The sequence below is a fragment of the Thermococcus sp. 2319x1 genome (assembly GCF_001484685.1).
In the GTDB taxonomy this organism is placed as follows: domain Archaea; phylum Methanobacteriota_B; class Thermococci; order Thermococcales; family Thermococcaceae; genus Thermococcus_A.
The window spans coordinates 99,371-112,435 of sequence record NZ_CP012200.1 but is presented as its reverse complement, the minus strand read 5'-3'; the positions used below and the strand labels follow the sequence as shown (position 1 = coordinate 112,435).

16 protein-coding genes and 1 pseudogene are annotated in these 13,065 nt (G+C 46.2%); 7 read left to right on the top strand and 10 right to left on the bottom strand.

The genetic code is table 11. From position 1 onward, the window contains the following. Positions 1-24 precede the first annotated feature (24 nt). Both ADU37_RS00585 and ADU37_RS00580 read right to left on the bottom strand, forming a co-directional pair. Complete coding sequence (locus tag ADU37_RS00585) at positions 25-207, bottom strand: hypothetical protein (RefSeq protein ID WP_058945813.1); 183 nt, start codon at positions 205-207, stop codon at positions 25-27. After that, entirely contained in the window at positions 204-422 is a 219-nt protein-coding gene (locus ADU37_RS00580) for a hypothetical protein (RefSeq protein WP_058945812.1), read from the bottom strand. Before ADU37_RS00580 ends, ADU37_RS00585 begins: the two co-directional genes overlap by 4 nt. Here ADU37_RS00580 and ADU37_RS00575 point away from each other — a divergent pair. Continuing rightward, the gene (locus ADU37_RS00575) at positions 421-633 is read left to right on the top strand and encodes a hypothetical protein (RefSeq protein WP_058945811.1); all 213 of its coding nucleotides are present in this window, start codon (positions 421-423) and stop codon (positions 631-633) included. The two genes, ADU37_RS00580 and ADU37_RS00575, sit on opposite strands and share 2 nt — an antisense overlap. Positions 634-657: 24 nt before the next feature. Here the strand turns inward: ADU37_RS00575 and glmM are convergent, their stop codons facing one another. Both glmM and ADU37_RS00565 read right to left on the bottom strand, forming a co-directional pair. After that, the gene (gene glmM, locus ADU37_RS00570) at positions 658-2,007 is read right to left on the bottom strand and encodes a phosphoglucosamine mutase (protein WP_058945810.1); all 1,350 of its coding nucleotides are present in this window, start codon (positions 2,005-2,007) and stop codon (positions 658-660) included. Positions 2,008-2,079: 72 nt separating this feature from the next. After that, positions 2,080-2,535, bottom strand: a complete 456-nt coding sequence (locus tag ADU37_RS00565; protein WP_058945809.1) for a hypothetical protein — start codon at positions 2,533-2,535, stop codon at positions 2,080-2,082. A 124-nt stretch (positions 2,536-2,659) separates the two neighbouring features. Between ADU37_RS00565 and ADU37_RS00560 the strand changes: the two genes are divergently transcribed. From ADU37_RS00560 to ADU37_RS00545, 4 genes are read left to right on the top strand one after another with little or no spacing between them, the layout of a single operon-like run. Beyond that, positions 2,660-3,928 (top strand): BMP family protein, encoded by a 1,269-nt coding sequence (locus ADU37_RS00560; RefSeq protein ID WP_058945808.1) that lies wholly within the window; start codon positions 2,660-2,662, stop codon positions 3,926-3,928. A 45-nt stretch (positions 3,929-3,973) separates the two neighbouring features. Further along, entirely contained in the window at positions 3,974-5,503 is a 1,530-nt protein-coding gene (locus ADU37_RS00555) for an ABC transporter ATP-binding protein (RefSeq protein ID WP_058945807.1), read from the top strand. After that, positions 5,493-6,524 (top strand): ABC transporter permease, encoded by a 1,032-nt coding sequence (locus tag ADU37_RS00550; RefSeq protein WP_058945806.1) that lies wholly within the window; start codon positions 5,493-5,495, stop codon positions 6,522-6,524. The genes ADU37_RS00555 and ADU37_RS00550 overlap by 11 nt, the downstream gene beginning before the upstream one ends. Beyond that, on the top strand, positions 6,521-7,426 hold the full coding sequence (locus ADU37_RS00545) for an ABC transporter permease (RefSeq protein ID WP_058945805.1): 906 nt from the start codon (positions 6,521-6,523) through the stop codon (positions 7,424-7,426). The genes ADU37_RS00550 and ADU37_RS00545 overlap by 4 nt, the downstream gene beginning before the upstream one ends. A 6-nt stretch (positions 7,427-7,432) precedes the next feature. Here the strand turns inward: ADU37_RS00545 and ADU37_RS00540 are convergent, their stop codons facing one another. Further along, entirely contained in the window at positions 7,433-8,404 is a 972-nt protein-coding gene (locus tag ADU37_RS00540; protein ID WP_058945804.1) for a metal ABC transporter solute-binding protein, Zn/Mn family, read from the bottom strand. An 84-nt stretch (positions 8,405-8,488) separates the two neighbouring features. Here ADU37_RS00540 and ADU37_RS00535 point away from each other — a divergent pair, with 84 nt between their 5' ends. Next, entirely contained in the window at positions 8,489-10,267 is a 1,779-nt protein-coding gene (locus ADU37_RS00535) for a DUF4932 domain-containing protein (RefSeq protein WP_238981978.1), read from the top strand. On the opposite strand, the gene ADU37_RS00530 is transcribed toward ADU37_RS00535, so the two are convergent. After that, positions 10,258-10,551: a hypothetical protein gene (locus ADU37_RS00530; protein WP_058945802.1), complete on the bottom strand. Its 294-nt coding sequence runs from the start codon at positions 10,549-10,551 to the stop codon at positions 10,258-10,260. The genes ADU37_RS00535 and ADU37_RS00530 overlap by 10 nt on opposite strands. Before the next feature lie 12 nt (positions 10,552-10,563). Then, positions 10,564-11,211, bottom strand: coding sequence for a phosphoribosyltransferase (locus tag ADU37_RS00525; protein WP_058945801.1), 648 nt, complete (start codon positions 11,209-11,211; stop codon positions 10,564-10,566). 46 nt (positions 11,212-11,257) lie between these two features. On the opposite strand from ADU37_RS00525, the pseudogene leuS reads away from it, so the two are divergent. Continuing rightward, positions 11,258-11,590: pseudogene (gene leuS / locus ADU37_RS00520) on the top strand (leucine--tRNA ligase); the annotation flags it as partial. Between the two features lie 20 nt (positions 11,591-11,610). Here leuS and ADU37_RS00515 read toward each other — a convergent pair. The 3 genes from ADU37_RS00515 to ADU37_RS00500 all read right to left on the bottom strand — a co-directional run bounded on the left by ADU37_RS00515 (position 11,611) and on the right by ADU37_RS00500 (position 12,977). Beyond that, positions 11,611-12,168 carry a hypothetical protein gene (locus tag ADU37_RS00515; protein ID WP_058945799.1) on the bottom strand — a complete coding sequence of 186 codons (558 nt, stop codon included), beginning with the start codon at positions 12,166-12,168 and terminating at the stop codon, positions 11,611-11,613. 4 nt (positions 12,169-12,172) lie between these two features. Next, complete coding sequence (locus tag ADU37_RS11180; RefSeq protein WP_144433157.1) at positions 12,173-12,358, bottom strand: hypothetical protein; 186 nt, start codon at positions 12,356-12,358, stop codon at positions 12,173-12,175. 385 nt (positions 12,359-12,743) lie between these two features. Next, positions 12,744-12,977 (bottom strand): hypothetical protein, encoded by a 234-nt coding sequence (locus ADU37_RS00500; RefSeq protein WP_058945796.1) that lies wholly within the window; start codon positions 12,975-12,977, stop codon positions 12,744-12,746. Positions 12,978-13,065: the final 88 nt, after the last annotated feature.

Here is a 13,065-nt window from a genome sequence, read left to right as displayed (position 1 = left end):
AGAGAACTCAAGGGCCTGGAGTATCTAGAGGACTTCGAGCCTCGCCCTTGAGAAGTCGGCGCTTTCGGTGGGCCGGGCTTTCTTCTTCGGTTTCCCCTTCCCTTTCCTCACTCCGGGGGACTTCTCAGGTTGCTTCACCAGTATCGGGCGTGTCTTTTCCATCTTTACCGTTTCCTTGTACTCCTTCAGGCGGTCCATTGTGGTCATGTGCTTGCCGGGGTCCTAACCCTGAATGCTTTGCGCATGTCCTCGTGGAACTTTCCTTTGTTTGGGACGGGGATGCCCCGGCCGACCAGTTCTTCATAAATAGCGTCTATTAGGGGTGCAGGGTCCTTTTTCAACTCAAGGTATATCCCGTCCCTGTATATCCTGTCCAGCGCGTCTCCAACCGCGTGCCCCACGCTCTTGAGGTAAGCCTTCATGTGCTCCGCCTTTGCCAACCTCTTTCTTCTTCCCCCAGAAGAGGAACATCCCGCTCATTTTGCTACCCTCTCTAATAATCACTCTGGAAAGGGTTACGAAGAGCAGAGCGCGGTGGTCAAAGCCGGATGTGTTCGTCTTTCCAGTGGCGAGGGCAACAATGAGGAGAAGATGGGAACCAGGGCGGCGAAAAAAGCGGCAAAAAGGGCGTAGATGATGTAGAGGGGATCCTCACCTTCAGGCCTCCTCGATGGCCCTCCTCACGAGCCTCTCCGCCCTCTCCATCAGTTCCCTCGCCTTCTCCTCCGTGTGGGCCTCAAGGGTTATCCTCATTATCGGCTCCGTGCCGCTGGGCCTGAAGAGAATCCACCAGTCGGAGTTCTCTATCCTGATTCCGTCGATGTCGATGAGCCTGTTGTAGTCGAACGTCTTTAGGGCCTCGCGGGCTATTATCTCCATCGCCTTCGCCTTCTTCCCGTTGGGACAGGGTATCTTTGCCCTTAAGGTTACGTAGCGCGGGACTTCTTTGGCAAGCTCGCTTATCGGGCCGAGTCTGTCGATCATCTCAAGAACCAAAGCCCCGGCAAAGATTCCGTCAGGAGTGAGGTTCCACTGCGGGATTATCCAGGTTCCAGAGGGCTCGCCGCCGAAGATTGCTTCTTCCCTCATTATTCCTTCCGCAACCGCAACGTCTCCGACCCTTACCCTCACAACCTCCCCACCCAAAGGTCTAACGTAATCATCCAAGGCAAAACCGGCATCAACTGTGGTGATAATCTTTCCTTTCCCAAACTTTCTCAGCATGTAGCCGCTTATGAGGGAGAGCATAACTTCATACTCCACAAAGTTCCCCCGATCGTCAACGACGCCAATCCTATCTGCATCTCCATCGTGTGCTATGCCAACATCAGCCCCAAGGGACTTAACAGCCCTCGAAAGGGCTGAAAGGCTTTTAGCGTTTGGCTCGAGCTCCCTCACAAAGAAGCCGCTCGGGTGGGAGTTGAGCGAGATAACTTTATTTCCAAGCTCCCTCTGAAGGTAGGGCGAAACTATGCTCCCGGCGCCGTTTCCACAGTCAACAACAACCTTGTAGCTTTTTGAAAGTTCCACCATTTCGAGGGCTTTTTTTATGTACTCCTCTTTTGGATCAGCCTTTGTTAGCTTTCCTATTCTATCCCAAGATGCCTGCTGGAACTTCTCCTCTTCAAGAATTCTCTCCAGCTCACTCTCCATCTCGCTTGTATAGGCCATTCCGCTCGCCTGCCATACCTTTATGCCGTTGTACTGGGGGGGATTGTGGGAAGCGGTGATGGTTACTCCCGCATTTGCCTCATAGAGCCTTATTGCAAAGCCCGTTAATGGAGTGGGAGAAAGACCTATGTCAATAACATCAACTCCAGTGCTCAAAAGACCTGAGATTAGGGCATTTTTAAGCATCTCGCCGCTAGTTCTAGTATCCATGCCGACAACTACCCTCCCCTCGCCAAGGAAAGTCCCCAATGCCTTTCCGACCTTCAGGGCGAGATCCGGAGTCAATTTCTCATTAACGACTTCCCTTATACCGCTCGTCCCGAAGTACTTCCCCATGAGAATCACCCTATGAACGCTAAACACTAAAAAGTACGCAGCCAACTTAAAAGATTTTTTATTTCATCTCTCTCAAAATCTCCTCACGTAGGTTTTCTTTTTAGCCACTCTGCCCCCTTCAAGCTTGTAAACGTCAACTCTATCCATTCCCATGGTCTCGCGCTTATAGGCGACCAGATAATCCACCAAATCCTTGAGAGCATATCTAAATAGGGAGTCTCTGAGGTACTTGGGCTCGTATATAAGGATAAGTTTATCCCTATGTTCTGCTATGAACGAGTAATACTTGGCTCTCTCCGGTTTTGGTCTGGAAAGAAGTGAATAAATCACATAGCCATCAAACTCAAATCCTTCTTCAATGCTCCCTATGAAGACCTTCTCTGGATAATCAACCTCAAAAGGAAGGTATTCCACAAGGAAAACTTTACCTTTAGAAAGCCACAGGTTGAGGAATATCCTTGCAAGCCTCTTGGCATCCCCTGTAAGTAAAACCACACCCCTTTCAAGGCTCGCTATCTCTTCAAGCATATCACTCCCCCACTCAGTAGAATTAGACCCTTTAAAAACCTGAGGCAGTTGCCAAAAATAACCATAAAGTATATATCTTTTTGTTCTCACCCTCATACGATAACTCCCTCTGGAGGTCGATCTAATGAAGAATAGAGGATTAGTAGTGTTTTTAGTAGGGATTTTACTATTTAGCGTTGCTGTAAGTGGCTGTATTGGCGGGGGAGGAAAGACAGAAACCCAAACAAGCACTCCCCAATACGCGGGAAAAATTGCAGTGGTTTATGATGTCGGTGGAAGAGGTGATCTTAGCTTCAACGATATGGCATACCTAGGTGCCTCAAGGGCTGCAAAGGACTTCAACCTCGAGCTTAAGGAAGTACAAAGCAACAGTGAGTCTGATTACTTGCCAAACCTCAGAAGCTTAGCCCAAAAGGGGGAATACAACATCATTATAGCAGTTGGATTTATGATGACCGATGCAATAAAGCAAGTAGCAGATGAGTTCCCCAACCAGAAGTTCGCCATAGTTGATGGGTTTGTCCCAGACAAGCCAAATGTCGTGAGCATTCTCTTTAAAGAGAATGAAGGTTCAGCCCTAATAGGAGCTTTGGCCGGTTTAATTGCTGCTAACGACGGCAAAGACAAAGTTGGAGCCGTTCTTGGTATTGAAATCCCAGTGCTTTACAAGTTTGAGGGCGGCTACAGATTTGGCGTGGCCTGGGCAGAGGATTACTACAAGCAAAAGACCGGAAAAGATGTTAACATTGACATCTTATACACTTACACCGGCTCATTCACGGACCCCGCAAAGGGTAAAACAGCCGCTCAAGCCCAGCTCGGGCAAGGAGCGTGGGTAATTTACCAAATAGCCGGTGCAGTAGGATTGGGTGTCTTCGATGCCGTCTATGAGTACCTCCAGAGCCAAGGAAAAGACATGGGACCACCGTTTGCAGTAGGTGTTGACTCAGCTCAAGACTGGATTAAGCCGGGGGTTATAATAGCTTCAATGATGAAGAGGGTCGATGTGGGTGTATACAAGGCTGTGGAGATGGCCGTCAAGGGCAACTGGCAAGGAGGAATAATGGAGCTCGGACTCAAAGAGGGCGGTGTTGGGGTAAGCACTATCGACGATGTCAAGGAGATGTTCAACTCACTGCCAGAGGAAACCAAGAAGCAGAAGCTCAAGGAGCTCCGCTTTACCAGCGAAGATGAGCTATTTGCCAAGCTCGAGGAGACAAGAAAGCAAGTTCCAGACTGGATTTGGCAAGCGGTGAGTGAGCTCGAAGAGAAAATCAAGAGCGGAGAGATAAAGATCCCAATGGCAACCACAAAAGACCAGATAGAAGCCCTAAGAAACGCCCAAACATGGCAAGAAATGGAAGAACTTGCAAAGCAGTGGGAAAGCAGCTGATTTCCCTTTCTATTTTAACTTTTACAGCTTCTTGGGGGTGCATTTATGAAGGAAGTTCCAATTATCGAGATGAAAGGAATCGTCAAGATATATCCAGATGGAACAAAGGCCCTGAAAGGCGTTGATTTTTCCGTAAAAAAAGGTGAGATTCACGGTTTATTGGGTGAGAATGGAGCCGGAAAAACAACCTTAATGAAAATCCTCTCTGGAATGCTCCATCCAACAGAGGGTAAAATCTTTGTTAATGGTAAAGAAGTGAGGTTTAAGAGCCCCGCCGATGCCCTTGCGAATGGAATTGGGATGGTTCATCAGCATTTTACCCTTGTTGACGTTTTTGATGGTCTTCATAATATCATACTTGGAATGGAAGGTCACGGGCTTTTCTCAAAGATAGATGTTGAGAAAGCAAAGGGAAAGCTGCAAAAACTTATGGATGAGTTAAACTTCCAAGTCCCCCTCGATGTACCCGTTGAAAACCTTCCGGTGGGAGTTCAGCAGAGAATCGAGATATTAAAAACCTTGTATAGAGATGTTGATGTTCTCATCCTGGATGAGCCAACTGCAGTGTTAACACCGATAGAGGTCAAGGAACTCTTTAATGTTCTCAGAAAGCTAAAGGCACAGGGGACAACGATAATATTCATAAGCCACAAGCTCAGGGAGGTCATGGAGATAACCGACAGGGTAACCGTTCTGAGAAAGGGGGAAGTGATAGGAACCGTCAACACAAGCGAAACATCTCCAAAAGAACTCGCCAAAATGATGGTCGGGAGAGAGGTTGTCCTCAGGATAGAGAAACCACCCAAAGAGGCTGGAAGCCCCGTGCTTGAAGTAAAAGACCTATGGGTAAAAGGGGATAGAGGGGAAGATGCCGTAAGGGGACTCACATTTGAGGTGAGGGCAGGAGAGATATTCGGGATAGCTGGTGTAGAGGGCAACGGGCAAACCGAGCTTATAGAGGCGATAAGCGGGTTAAGAAAGGTAGAGAAAGGCAAAATACTCCTTAACGGCAAAGATATAACCGGTAGACCACCAAGGGAGCTCTATGATCTCGGAGTGGCACATATTCCGGAGGACAGGATACATATGGGGCTGGTCACAGAGATGAGTGTAGCCGAAAATTCAATCCTCGGACTCCACTGGAGAGAAAATTTCCGGGGCCCATTGGGACTTATAAGATGGGATAGGGTTAAAGAACATGCGACAAAACTTGTTAAGGATTTTGAAGTTGTTGTCCCCAGCATAGATGCCCCCGTAAAGAGCCTGAGCGGAGGAAACCAGCAAAAGCTCATAGTTGCAAGGGAAGTCAGCAAAGAGCCCGAATTTATAATCGCATCTCAGCCAACGAGGGGAGTGGATGTAGCATCAACCGAGTACATAAGAAACTACCTGATAAAGCTTAGAAACGAGAACAAAGCTGTTCTTCTGGTCTCTGCGGACTTGGATGAGGTGCTACAGCTCAGTGACAGGATGGCAATAATCTACGAGGGTCAATTCGTAGGTATAGCAAAGCCCGAAGAGGTTACCGAAGAGCAGATAGGACTGATGATGGGAGGTATCAAGCATGAGAGTTGACATCAAAGGATTCGCGAAGCCGTTTGTAGAAAGCATGATAGCAATAGTAATTGGGATTGTAGTTGGGGGAATCGTATTGGCCTTCTCAGGCTACAGCCCAATTAAGGCTTACGTGGCACTTTTCGACGGAGCAATAGGCTCAAAGTACGGATGGGCCATGACACTGAGTGCAGCAACCCCCATAATATTAACCGCCTTGACCTTTGGAATAGGGGCCAGAACGGGACTTTTCAACATCGGCGGAGAAGGAACAGTGTATTTTGGAGCTATAGTGGCGATCCTGCTAACAAACCTCTGGGGAAACATTTTAATGGGCCTTCTTGGTGGGATAATAGCGGGAATCGCGTGGATGGCAATCCCGGCATTTTTAAAGGTTCTAAGAGGGGTAAATGAGGTCGTATCAACGATCATGCTCAACTGGATAGCCTACTTCATAGCCCTCTACATAGTCCTGCAAAAAATACCCAATCCAGAGGATCCGAACAAGACAATAGCGGTTCCAGTTAGTGCAAGGCTTCCGATAATAATGAAAGGGAGTGAGCTTTCATGGGCCTTTGCAATTTCAATAATAGCAGCTCTCATCACATACTACATTCTCTGGCACACCGAGTTGGGGTATGAACTTAGGGTGAGCGGATACAACGAAAGGGCAGCCCGCTATGGTGGAATAAACCCAAAGAAAGCGGTTATATGGTCTTTCCTACTTGGAGGCATCATGAGCGGCCTTGCTGGTGCAACGGAAGTCATGGGGAGGCCTCCAAGCTATGCAATAAGCCAGGGAATGGCGAACATCTACGGCTACGGATTTGATGGGATAGGTGTTTCACTGGTTGGAAGGAACCATCCTCTTGGAATAATATTCAGTGGCATATTCTTTGGAATGCTTAAAGCTGGAGCCACGGCTATGCAGATTGAAGCAGGAGTGCCGTTAGAGATGGTGAGAATGGTTCAGGGTGTGATAGTTGTTGCCGTTGCAGTACCGGGACTTTTAGACCTTCTAAGGAGGGTGGTGAGAAGATGATTGAGGCAGTCATTTCAACGCTTATAGGAGCACTAACGGCAATGGTTCCACTGGTGCTCACAAGCGTGGGCGCTGTGGTGAGCGAGAGGGCAGGTGTGGTAAACATAGGATATGAGGGAATACTCCTCATGAGTGCCTTCTTCGGAGCAATATTCGCAGAAATCACCGGAAGTCCATGGATAGGTCTTCTTGGTGGGGCTTTTATAGGGATACTCCTCGGGATGCTCCACGGGTTTATCACCGTCTATCTAAAGGGAGACCACGTGATTCCGGGTATAGGAGTTAACCTTCTCGCATTGGGTGTTGTGGCCTTTGGAATTCCAGCATACTGGGGAACCGCAGGTCAGCATCAAGTCCCGACGAACTTCAGGGTTACACCGATAATAAACACCCCCTATGGAAGTTTAAGCCCAATGGTCCTTGTGACGATTGCCATAGCACTCTTGACCCACTGGGTTCTCTTCAGAACCCCATTAGGACTTAGAATAAGAGCGGTAGGTGAAAATCCGGAAGCAGCGGATGCTTTAGGTATAAACGTTGAGCGCTATAGATTTTTAGCCACCGTGTATGGAGCAACGCTTGCAGGACTTGGCGGGGCATTCATGAGTGTAGACTGGCTTGGAACGGTTACAAAACAGCTTTCAGCAGGTAGAGGATTTATCGCCCTGGCAAATATGGTGTTCAGCGGATGGAACCCCTTAAGGGCTCTCCTTGGAGGATTCATTTTCGGATTCTTCGACAACCTCTCAGTGTGGGTAAGAACGAATCCAGAGGTTCAGAGAATCATTCCATGGCAGTTTGTTGCTACACTTCCATACCTAGTGACATTGATCATTGTGGCAGGAATAATAGGAAAAGTAAGACCTCCAAAGGCCGATGGAAAGCCCTACAAGAGAGAGTGAACTCCCCTACTTTTTTATTATCACACCGAGAGCTGTTCCGAGGGTGATTCCTAACACGAAGGCAAGAAGGATATACGTCATGTTGAGGTTTGTTTGCTTGAAAGTTTGCCCTTGTTGCGGAGCATAGATTCCAAATGCTGATGCTATGTTGGCAGAATTTTGGGCTAAAACTTCGGTATAATTCCTCCCACTCCACATAACCGAAACTTTGACCGCCGGAACTCCTGTTCTTTTTGAAAGCTCAAGGGCAGCACTTTTCAAAGGTTCTGGGGATTCCTCCGAGTAAACTATCACATCAACTGTTTTTGCAACAGTAAGGAGCTCATCCACACTCTTAGCTGGAACTTCTTCTTCAGGTTTTATAGACCCAATCGCCTCAATCCCCATCCACTCCAAAGTGTACTGTTGAGAGGGGAGCTCTATCAATGCCTTCTTCCCTTCCAAGCCCAATTTTTGATATGCCAGGATAATCCCTCTGAGTTTTGCCTCAAACTCTGAAAACCGAGAACCTATGGAGGCGTATGCAGGGGAGTTAGCTAAAGCATCCTTTACGGCTTCAGCTATGGCAAGGGCATTGTAGGGGTCAAGCCAAATACCGTGGGGATTGTACTTGTTGCTGTACCACCTCTCCGGTAAATAGCGAAAGCCGTATCTCTGATAATCCTTTATCCCAAGAACCTTACCTTTCAAGATGCCTTCTCGCTCAAGTTCCTCTATTTTTTCTTCAGCTGGCAAGTGACCAATTGTAACTATAACATCTGCCCTTTGAATCTCTTCAATCTGCTCCGGTGTAAGCTGGTATTGATGGGGATCAACGCCGAGGGGAACAAGGTATTCCACCTGAAAGATATCTCCAAAAGCTTCCCTAAGTATCTCCGCTATTGGGGCTATGCTTGTTATTATTAGAGGTTTTTCCTGGGCGGTAGTTAATGGAGCCAGAAGAAGGGTAAGCACAAAAAGTATCACCATCCTCTTCATTTTAGGTCACCCTAACAGAATTGGAGCATGGTATTTTAAAGTTTCGCAGAGAGTTTAAATATACCGCAATGAAAAATTAGTGTGATGGATATGAAGCGCAGGCTCTTGGCACTCCTGCTTATCTTTCTCCTGGCTCCAAACGTTAGTGCGTACCAGTTCCAGCGGAACAGTGTTCTAATAAAGATAAACCCAAATGAAGAGCTCCTATCCATTGTTTACTACCTTGCATTTGGTCACGACGAGTTCGTAATCAACAGGGGGGAATACATCGACGATGTGAAACGCTGGTTTTGGAAATACAGAAACCACAGAGCGGTAGAGATACTTAGGGAATATTTCAAGAATGCAAAGACTATTCCGGAGAGGGACTACAGGCTATTCATCATTGACGCGTACCTTCTGCAGTTCTCGGAGCCACCGGAGATGGAGAGGATCTACACCGAATGGCAGGAGCAAGAGCTTGACGAAATAGTGGACGCCCTGAGGGAATTCTCCCATGATACGAATTTTATGGAGTTCTTCAGGAAGCATGAAAACTATTACAAGCAAGATCTGGAAGTTTATGCTTCTGCCATAACTCTACTCCCACCAGATGAGTTTATGGAAGCATATATGGACCTGAGCAAAGTCCGCTTCGAGTTTCATTTTCCCCATTTAGTCTGCATTCACGGACACAGCTTTAGGGAAAAAGTGAATGAAACTGTAATCTACGGCTCCGGAGGAATGCTTCCATTGGTCAGAAGAAACCCTCCCAAAACATACTGGGGCTTTCTTAGAGCAAAGGATACTATATTCGGGCTTCCGCTGAACAGCGTCTATGTGGACAATTCAGAATTTGACAGATTGTGGATTCTGGAGTTTATCTACCATGAGCTTGGACACGACCTAACTACAGCCAAGCTCAACGAGTATTACGAATACAAAGTAAAGCCCCTCAAATACCTCGAAGACACCATAGAGGAGGACATGCCTTACTTGGCAACCTATGACATACACTTTTGGAGCGATACAACCATGATATACGAAAGCTTTGCAGATGCCTGGGCGTACTTTGCCCTAAGCGGAATAAACAAGGACTATGCCGAGCTTTCCCTTCAGATGAAGAAAGCATGGGGAGAATTTTGGATCAAGGATGTTATAGGGCTATACGAAAAATATGCCAAGATTGCCATTGAGAATAACAGGCCCTTGGAGGAGTACATCTTCAACATGCTAACAGAGTTGGCTCATAAGGTGCCCGAAAGCGAAGCAAAAACCCTTTATGAAGAAAAGGTACCGGTAACCCCATTGAGGGCACTGGACGATGGAGTGAAGGAGGGAGAAATAATCATAGTCTATGGCACACAGAATCCTGACAAAAATGGTGTGGATTACGATAGAGAAACGGCCGAAATCGTTAAAGATTATCTCCAGAGGTTCTACTCTCAGTGGATGGGGGAGGTAAAAGTTGAAATAAAGAGCGATATGGAGATAACTAAGGAAGATTTAGAGAAGGATATGATCCTCATAGGCGGCCCTTTGAGTAATAAAGTTGTGGATCAACTGGACGAGGGCTTCCCCTTAAGATTTGTGCCCTCAAATGGAACATGGATTTTGGAGAAAAATGCCGAATTCGAAAACGTCAGAACGTTCTTAATAACGGATCAATACATAAAAGAGATTGAATTCACCGAAAAAACCTACAGCTCGCCCTTTACATCCGTAATAATGGCAATAAGAAACCCATATCGGGAAGACAACTACATAATATGGATCGCCGGAGCGGATAGATATGGAACAAGAAAATACAAAAATCCAACATACTATCTAGCAAGCTATCAAGTATACGACGGAAGAGTCATTGAAGATGGATTTTACTCCTGATGCCCGTTGCCCTTCCCGTTCTTTATGTAGGGCTTGCCTATCGCTATGCTGAAGCCTTTAAAGGAATCATCCTTCCGATGGAACTCCATGGCCAAAGGCAAATTATTGTCCTCGTTTATCACGATTCTAACGATTCTAGCACGCGAATGGTCATTTAAATATTCTTCTTTCAGCTGGTCATAACGGTCTAGGGCCTCGTTTATCACATCTTCGTGCATATCGTAGATTTCTCTGGAGTAGTTGCTGTGCTCCCTTATTGATTTTATCATATCCTCCTTATCCAAGATATCACAACCTTAAGCTTTGCGCCAAGATTGCCCATCCCATTTAAATATTTTTCTCATCTGGGCAAATTTTAAGGCCTCCTCAAGCTTCTCCTTCGGAACCTCCATACCATGGAGCTCTTTAAACAGCTCAATTATTTCGTCCGAGGTAAGGGTTTCCTTTTCCTCAAACAAGTTGTTTACAAGGTTTATCATGTCCTCAACAAAGTTCCACGGAAAGACTATCCACGCCCAATCGATCTCTTCTCCGAAGTAATCTGGTCTAAACTTTGAGGTTTTTATAGTCAAAAGAGTTGCAACTTTTATTTCGGCTGGATTTTTGCTTTCGACGTAGTTCTTTGCCAAGGTTAAGCTTTCTCCAGTGTCCGCTATGTCATCAACTATCAGGACTTTCTTGCCCTCAAAATTGTATTGCGTGCCGTACTTAAGTCTGGCTTTTCCGTCTGGAGTTGCCGTAACTCCCCAATGCTCCACTTTAACGCTCACGAGATCTTTAACTCCCAAATAGTCGCAGTAAAGCCTCGCTGCAACCCAGCCGCCTCTTGCAAGGCCCACTACAACATCTGGCCTCCAGCCTTCTTCAAGAACTTTAATTGCTCCTTCTTTAGCCCACTTCTCTATGTCGTCCCAAGAAGCCAAGTACGCTGGAAACTTCTTCATGATTTCCCTTACTGACGTTAATAAACAAGAAATATTTAAGCTTTTCCCGAAGAAGACATACATCTATACTATCTCCAAGTGGAAGTGGAAGGTCGTCGAAGTGGTCCCCGAGAAGAAGGACTTTAAGGCAGCTATTGCCGAGCTGATGAAGGATCCAGAGATGAGGAAGCACGGCAAAGAGGTGAGCAGGCTCATACAGAGACTCATCAAGGAGAGGGCCTTCGAGGTGAAGCGCATAGACGAGGAGAAAGCCCTGAGGGAGGCAAAGGACTTCATCGAGAAGGAGCTCGGCATAGAGATAGTCATTAATCCAGAGGAGGACAAAGGAGGAAAGAAGAAGGCGGCGAGGCCGCTGAAGCCGGCGGTTTATGTGGAGTGAGTTCGAGGTTATTTTCTCCTCTATTTTTTCTGCGTTCTGTTTGCCTCCTGAAGTAACCTCCAGCATTCTTTATTCATATCACTCAATCCTTGGATGATGTTCCCATAGGTCGGAGGGTACACACGGGTGAAGTTTATTATTGTATCGAGGCCGTTAAAGGCAAGAAGAACGTCCTCGTGAGTCATGTTCTCGCTTTGGACTGTGTAGTACACCACTTCGAGAAGCTCCACACAGCCCCCACCAGATGGAGAAAGGCTGTCATTTTCATACCCCAACCAGGCACCCAAGTGATCGACATCCCTTTCCAGCCTCGAAAGCGAATATTTTGTATTGTTCAATTCAATGAGCAAGGCAAGTTTGGATTCAGTACCGGGAGGAGTGTCCATAAGGACATTCGTTAGTTTTGCATGACGCCTTAACTCGAAAATTTCATGTATAAGCTGAGAAGTCACAAGAGTTTCCTTTATACTCTTCTGTTCTTCTCTCAAACGCTCGTTTTCGCGTGAGACCGACCAAAGCTGGGCAATCAAAAGAAAAATAATGAAAAGGTACAATGCATCCCTTATCCCAAGCCTCATAGTATCACCCATGTGTTACGTATATTGGTATTGGTATATTAGTGTTTATAGTCCTTACCTTTGTGGCATAAATGTATTCCCAGTAAACTGGAACCTTATAAAATGCATAAACTGGCGCTATGCCGTCGTCCCCTTCTTGGTATTCTATTATGACACCCTCAACGTTTATCCTATTGCCCGTATCCGACAATTCAACATTGTCAAATATAAATCTGAATGAATTAGACTCCTCTCCGGGGAATATATGGAACTGTAAAGGAAGAGGTGCCTTAGAATCCGGGATAATTAGTGACAAAGGATTAGGAACCCCTATGTACCAACCAATAAGTCAAATCCCCACTTTAGCAAATTAGGGGAACTTGGCTGAGAAGGTATATCTATCGGTCCAGCGATCCGATACACCCTGTCATGCACTGTAGAATTCCATGGTGCAGTAATACCAATTTCTATCGGGTCATTGTGGTTCCCAAGTGTGAGCGGAGTTCCCATACTAACAAGTGCAAAGGAAGTTCCTCTGTTAATGTACTTCCCCTCATCCACGATTTTGATTGCCACTTTGTAGTCACCATAATCGTCTATATTGGGATGTCCATCGTATAAAGATCCAGTTTGAACATTCCTACCACGTTTTTTGTTATCTTCTCCGGAGTTTTGGTCACGATATTAGGATCAGGATCATAAAATCCTCTAAGGATTCCAAAAGACAGACTCGTGTCATTGATAGGGAATTCTATTGCACTTGCACTCCCTGCAGTAGTTCCGACCATCAGCAGTCCAATGATGACTGCAAACAACGGCTTCCACTTCAAAGCTAAACCTCCGATAATGTTTCAAAAATGATTACAAGCTTACGTGTTTATAAACTTTTATTTTTTAAAGTAAATTCAAAACAATTAT

Coding starts and splice junctions, on each gene's coding strand:
- ADU37_RS00585 (WP_058945813.1), bottom strand. CDS start 207: ATGACCACAATGGACCGCCTGAAGGAGTACAAGGAAACGGTAAAGATG.
- ADU37_RS00575 (WP_058945811.1), top strand. CDS start 421: ATGTGCTCCGCCTTTGCCAACCTCTTTCTTCTTCCCCCAGAAGAGGAA.
- ADU37_RS00580 (WP_058945812.1), bottom strand. CDS start 422: ATGAAGGCTTACCTCAAGAGCGTGGGGCACGCGGTTGGAGACGCGCTG.
- glmM (WP_058945810.1), bottom strand. CDS start 2,007: ATGGGGAAGTACTTCGGGACGAGCGGTATAAGGGAAGTCGTTAATGAG.
- ADU37_RS00565 (WP_058945809.1), bottom strand. CDS start 2,535: ATGCTTGAAGAGATAGCGAGCCTTGAAAGGGGTGTGGTTTTACTTACA.
- ADU37_RS00560 (WP_058945808.1), top strand. CDS start 2,660: ATGAAGAATAGAGGATTAGTAGTGTTTTTAGTAGGGATTTTACTATTT.
- ADU37_RS00555 (WP_058945807.1), top strand. CDS start 3,974: ATGAAGGAAGTTCCAATTATCGAGATGAAAGGAATCGTCAAGATATAT.
- ADU37_RS00550 (WP_058945806.1), top strand. CDS start 5,493: ATGAGAGTTGACATCAAAGGATTCGCGAAGCCGTTTGTAGAAAGCATG.
- ADU37_RS00545 (WP_058945805.1), top strand. CDS start 6,521: ATGATTGAGGCAGTCATTTCAACGCTTATAGGAGCACTAACGGCAATG.
- ADU37_RS00540 (WP_058945804.1), bottom strand. CDS start 8,404: ATGAAGAGGATGGTGATACTTTTTGTGCTTACCCTTCTTCTGGCTCCA.
- ADU37_RS00535 (WP_238981978.1), top strand. CDS start 8,489: ATGGATATGAAGCGCAGGCTCTTGGCACTCCTGCTTATCTTTCTCCTG.
- ADU37_RS00525 (WP_058945801.1), bottom strand. CDS start 11,211: ATGAAGAAGTTTCCAGCGTACTTGGCTTCTTGGGACGACATAGAGAAG.
- ADU37_RS00515 (WP_058945799.1), bottom strand. CDS start 12,168: ATGAGGCTTGGGATAAGGGATGCATTGTACCTTTTCATTATTTTTCTT.